At 39.7% G+C, this 6294-nt stretch carries 3 protein-coding genes and 1 pseudogene; all 4 read left to right on the top strand.

Going from position 1 to position 6294, the window contains the following annotated elements; all coding sequences use genetic code 11:
- Positions 1–19: 19 nt before the first annotated feature.
- Positions 20–184, top strand: a complete 165-nt coding sequence (locus tag F6K13_RS13555; RefSeq protein ID WP_287287619.1) for a DUF2256 domain-containing protein — start codon at positions 20–22, stop codon at positions 182–184.
- Positions 185–417: 233 nt separating this feature from the next.
- Positions 418–1341: an isoaspartyl peptidase/L-asparaginase gene (locus F6K13_RS13550; RefSeq protein WP_124143440.1), complete on the top strand. Its 924-nt coding sequence runs from the start codon at positions 418–420 to the stop codon at positions 1339–1341.
- A 1378-nt stretch (positions 1342–2719) separates the two neighbouring features.
- A pseudogene (locus F6K13_RS13545) lies at positions 2720–2908 on the top strand (helix-turn-helix domain-containing protein); the annotation flags it as partial.
- Between the two features lie 862 nt (positions 2909–3770).
- The coding region (locus F6K13_RS13540; RefSeq protein WP_287287617.1) for a DUF4347 domain-containing protein at positions 3771–6294 on the top strand (2524 nt) is incomplete at its 3' end.

Below are 6294 nucleotides of genomic sequence, written 5' to 3'. Positions count from 1 at the left end.
TTTTAGATTCTCTTTATAAATCAGCTCTAAATCTAAATCTGACTTACCAACCAAAATATGCCCTGTATGTAATCGCCCTTTTAGCTGGCGGAAAAAATGGGCTGAGTGTTGGGATCAAGTCAAATATTGTTCTGAAAGATGTCGGCGACGCAAGTCAAATATTGACAAACAAACAGACATATAGCCTCATAAGCTAAGAATAATTTAGATTTTACAGCACTTTGCGACTCTATGAGGTACACCCATCGCAGGCAAGATGACCGCACTACAATGTTTTCACCATTTACCCTGTACATCATTTGCCCGAAATATGCTGTATATTCCCTATTCCCTTTGACAAAAATTGGATATATGGTTTAAATGCAAAACAGCTTACCTAAAGTATGTCAATTATTCTGTAGTTAATCACAACAAAAAATGCAACCAAAACTAATTATTCACGGCGGTGCAGGTAGTTCCCTTGAGGAAAAAGGAGGATTAGAAACTGTTCGTAAATCTCTCCATAGAATAGTAGATGAATTACATAACTTGCTTCTGGGCGACACAAAGGCCATTGATGTAGTTGTCCGTGGTTGTCAACTATTAGAAGATGACCCCATATTTAATGCTGGGACCGGTTCAGTCCTACAATCTGATGGCCAAATTCGGATGAGTGCTTCCTTGATGGATGGTTTGAATCATCGGTTTAGTGGGGCGATCAATGTCTCCCGGATTAAAAACCCCATTGAGTTGGCCAAAGCACTGCAAACATCGCCCGATCGCGTATTATCAGATAATGGAGCTGCTGAATTTGTGCGGGAACTACAAATGCCCGTTTACAACCCCCTCACAGATAAACGATTAAACGAATGGCTAGAAGACCGCAAACAAGACTTTAGTAGAAAGATGGCAAATGTCGTGGCAGAATCTCCAGGCACTGGCACCATAGGAGTTGTAGTCTTAGATAAAGAAGGGAGATTAGCAGCAGGTACTTCTACTGGTGGAAAAGGTTTTGAAAAGATTGGTCGTGTAAGTGATTCGGCCATGCCCGCCGGAAATTATGCCACTGGTAGTGCTGGAGTTAGCTGTACAGGCATTGGAGAAGATATTATTGATGAATGTTTGGCCGCCAAAATTGTGATTCGGGTAACAGATGGTTTTTCACTCAAAGCAGCTTTTGAACGTTCATTTGCTGAAGCTCACGAACATCAGAGGGAATTAGGAGCGATCGCTATTGATGCCAACGGTATAATTGCTTGGGGAAAAACTTGTGATGTAATTTTGGCTGCTTTTCACGATGGGCAAAAAATTAGTGATAGTTTAGAAGCAGCAAAAGGAACATTAATTTTTACTGCTGAATAATTCACAATAGGGGCTAATGGCCCCCGATGTAAGCTCAGGAATGGAATTTCTCTACAATTAACACTCTCACCGTCAAATTAAAGATGATAACGGGAGATTCTTGTTTTGATGGCGCAACGCTACGCTAACACGGATTCTTGATTAGGCAACAAATCAAATAAACTGAGTTGTACTTCCGCAATTACCATCTCCACAAGCTTTCTGGCTCCGTCTTTACCCTGAGGTTCCCTCAGGGCAGGGGGTGCGCTTTTATTTAACGGTGTGTCCCACCGCTATTGATAGGATTATAAAACCAAAAATGTTTCGCCTGTTGCTCAATTATTTTTCTGGTTGAAATTTATGAGAGGCTGTCTGGGTGGGTTTCCCGCGCAGTTTATACGCCCCGTCTTACCGTTAAATCTCGCGATTATAATGGGAGTCCTCTTTCAAGATTTGTGATAGAGATAATATTGACATCTCCAGGGGTTGAAACACCCTGGATTCTGTGGCAAATCCACCGCAAATATAAATCCACATTTGCTTCAAGACTGAAGGGCAGACTTCTATACTCCTCGGCATAGATCGAAATCTAGCTGTGAGCTTACCTTTTTTTTTGTAGCTTTCACGAGTGGTTTTACTCAAGATATTGGAGCTATAAATCACTGCTCTAGCTGCGTTGCTTGCTTTTCCTGCGGAATGCTGCGCAAACAGCCCTCGTAGGAAGCATCGTCCCCATCTCCTGTTCGCCGGAATTTCACCGCACTAGCGGTCTTGTCATGGCGGCAAACCTTGTTTTTACTTGCTATTTCTAGTATAACATACTTTTCTCCGGGTTAAAACCCGCGTGTCGTTATTCAACCAGGGGATAAATCTTCCGGGAACTTTTCTCCCGTTAGTTTTTATGTTTGACATCCTCCCGACGTTGCGCTTGATCAATAATGCGGAATTCTTCAACTTGCACAAGGATAGTAGATGACTCAACTCACGACAAATTGGAGACACTCAAAAAACAGATAGATATTGATTGAGGTATTAGCAGTCTCTTTAGCACTAGCAACGGTCAAAAATTGTGGTTTCAAACGTGCTATAGAGAAAATTTAAGGATATATTATATATAATATATAAAGTAAACTTAAGGTAATGTTATTTTGCTGTAAGATGGGCGAATATCAAGTCTCTTAAATTAGTGATAAAAACTCTCCTCCTCTCTATATTTGCTCAAGTATCCCCTCTGTTGAACTGTTTGTCAATGTTATCCCTGTTCTTTATTGTTTATCTCAACGTTGGCAGAAGACCGGGACTCTCTGGTCACGGGAGGATCGGGATGAATGCCAATTAATATTATTGCGGTTTCACAGATAAGATGTTAAAATTTATTTGTTCAATAACTAAACAGTAGATGGTTGAAAAAGTGTACAAATTCAGGTTTTACCTTACTCAGTCGCAGGAAAATTTCCTACTAAGGACGTTGGGTTGTGTACGCTTGGTCTACAACAAAGCTTTAGCAGCTAGAACTAAAGCCTGGTATGAACACAAGCAACGAGTAGGCTACAAAGAAACTTCAGCTATGCTTACATCTTGGAAAAAATAATAAGATTTAGATTTTCTGAGTAGTGTAAGAGAGTGGGATTGCCCATAATGTGGTATTCACCATGACAAGGATATTAATGTGGCAATAAATATTTTGGCTGCAGGACTCGCAGTGTCTAGGGGAGCCGTCGGATTGGCGACGTACTGTGGAACGCACCTTTAGACCTGAAAGGAGTAAATCCCAGAGGATAGCTGAATTGTTAGCACAGCTCTTCTGTCAAGAGGCAACAGAAGGCCCCTAGTATTGATACTAGGGAATCCCATACTGTCTCGTGAGAGCAGCGTTGGGAGGATGTCAATAACTATTCAATCAAATATAATCTAAATTCATAACTCCTTTGGTGGCCTAAGCTAATGTTCCCTAGTCTGACTCTGAAGCAATTATTGATTCAGTATTTAACCAGACATGATATGACGGTTAGCCAAACTTGATATAACAAAACAAATAAGTATATTTGCCTTGTTTAAACTTATTGAGTAACTTGATATAAATTAGTATTTAGTTATCAGCTTTGTTTGTTTCTCTTTAAGAAGAAGTAAAGTATAAATTCTCCATTCTATTTTTGCTGGAGAAAAATTTATGGTGTATATTATGAATTTCTATATAGGAACACAATAAACTTTTAATATCTGTAAATAATCAAATGGTGTGAATATGATCATCACCCACTTGTAGGAAGCGTTTGAGTTGCTGTCTGTCTTAAAATTCAAACTATAGATATAAATAATTAACAAGAGGCTAGTACTCTTATATTTTGCTTAGTATCTAATTTAGAGAAACACCAAGTTAATAAAATCGTCTATATATAAGGTTAACAAATAAACTCTATCTACCATCAATTTTTAAGGAAAAAATTCTAATGTCTACAATCAACATCTACCAATCCTTATCTACCAAAAAGTCGATCGAATTATTTGATTTTTCGACAGAAGCAAAAACAGAACAACAAATAGTCTTTATAGACTCTCATGTGGAGGATTATCAGAGTTTAGCTACAGAAGTTTTGTCAGGGACAAAAGTAGTTATTCTTGATCCAAATGACGATGGTATTCAGCAAATTACCAAAATTATCAAAAAATATCCTCACATATCATCCATACATATAGTTTCTCACGGTGTACCGGGATGTTTATCTTTGGGTAATAGCCAATTAAATATTAATAATATCAACAATGATTATGCTGAAGAATTAGAAACTTGGTCGGTTACTAATATATTGCTCTATGGTTGTAATATAGCTTCCGGAAATGCAGGTACAGAATTTTTGGAAAAGCTACATCAGTTAACAGGGGCAAATATTGCTGCTTCTGCTAGACCAACAGGTAGTGCTGCTTTGGGTGGTGACTGGGAGTTAGAGGTTACTAAAGGTGAGATTGAGGTTGGCCTGGCATTCAGCGATCGGGTTGAACATCAGTGGGAGCATATTCTAGAGCCTTTTGATCAACAGCCCTATTTTTATCAGGTTATTGCTGGTGAGCTAAGAATATATAATCCTCTCACAGGTGACTATGAACAGCGAGGAGTCCCTGTAGTTCCTGTATATAATGCCACTGGGTATAATATACAAGATAACTTTCTTTATGGAATTCAAATTACAGATAATGATGAGGGGGACGGGGAGACAGCAGGAAATGTTATTAGGATTAATTCTGATGGCACAATTGAAGATTTAGGTTTTCTACCAGTAACTGGAACTCGAAAATTAAATTCAGGGGATGTAGACGATCAAGGTAATCTGTGGGTACGGACAGGTGATACACAACTTACAAAAATTAATCTGACTACTGGCGTTCAAGAACAGATTAATCTTACTGGAGATAGCTTACAGAGAGTTGTAGATCTAGTATACAGAAGAGATGATGTTACTGGCAACGAATTCTTCTACGGAGTAGGTAACAATGGTCAGCTATATACAATCAATTTACAAGATAATAGTATTACTACAACAATAGTACCTGGTTTACCTGCTGGAGAGGAGTTTGGTGCTGCATGGATAGATCGTGAAGATAATTTATATGTTAGTCGTAACAATGTAGGAGAATTTTATCGTGTTGATGATTATCTGATAGGTTCTCCCACAGCGACTTTCGTTGCTAATGCTGCACCTACAAATAGTAACGATGGAATGTCCGACCCAAGGCAACCATCGCCGTTTGATGTTCCGTTTATTGATCCTGATGAGGATCCTGAGACTCCCGCTTTCACTTATGAAGAAACCTTTACTGAGAATGATACTGGTGTTGATATAGTTGATGATAATGTAAGAATTCAAGATTTTGATGGATCTACAGTAGATGCTGATGGAATTCCAGTGGATGGTGGAAATATTCGTAGCGCAACTATTACGCTGACTAATCCTCAAACCGATGATGAGTTATTCTTGGCTTCAGCTTTACCTGTTAGCATAACTCCTGATGTCAGTGGTAATCTTATTACCTTGACAGCAGTAGATAATATAAATGGAGCCACCCCAGAAGATTTTGAAGCAGCTCTCAAAGCAATTCAATTTAGGAATCCCAGTGATACTCCTGACAGAACTCCAAGGGAAGTAAATATTCAGTTAACTGATACAGAAGGGAATCTGGGTAATACTGCGATCACTACGATTAATGTTATTCCAGTTAACGATCCTCCTTCTTTTCAAAATCTGGATAATACTATCACTGTCACCCCAGATGGCGTTCCAGTTATTCTAGACAGTGATGCCACAATTACAGATATAGAACTAGATGAAAGAAACAACTACGGTGGTGCTACCCTTACCTTGTCAAGAGATGGAGGGGCAAATAATGACGATAAATTTAGTAGTGGTAATACTGGAGTATTAGGAGAATTAACAGAGAATGACCCTCTGACACCTCTCATAGTTAACGGTATTACTATTGGTACAGTTACTAATGCTAATGGCACACTGCTACTAACATTCAATGATAATGCTACTGGCGACTTAGTTGACCTGGCATTGCAAAATATTGCCTATAGTAAAGCCGCTGCTTTGAGAGATGAACCAGATTCAGTAACTATTAAATACACTATTGATGATGGTAACACAGAAGATAGCGATCCAGCCACGGATGATCCGGATCAAGGTAGTGGCGGTCCGCTAATGGGTATGGGTACGATCATTGTTAATATTAGTGATAACCAACCCCCAGTAGCCAACAACAGTACCATCACAGTAGACGAAGGCAGCACAGACACAGGCTTAGGTCTAGCAGCCCCCACAGACCCAGACGGAGACCCCCTCACCATCACAGTCACAGGACTACCCACACTAGGCACAGTCACCCTAGCAGACGGCACAGCAGTCACCAACAACCAGGTATTAACACCAGCCCAACTCACAACATTACAATACGACGCCCCCGCCGACTACAACGGCA

Origin of the sequence: Okeania sp. SIO2B9 (assembly GCF_010672505.1) — a bacterium.
Lineage (GTDB): Bacteria > Cyanobacteriota > Cyanobacteriia > Cyanobacteriales > Microcoleaceae > Okeania > Okeania hirsuta.
Note: the sequence above shows the minus strand (reverse complement) of the source record. Positions and strands in the feature narration are given on the sequence as shown.

Excerpts from the sequence above, each read along its gene's own strand:
- F6K13_RS13550 (WP_124143440.1), top strand. The coding sequence starts at position 418 with ATGCAACCAAAACTAATTATTCACGGCGGTGCAGGTAGTTCCCTTGAG.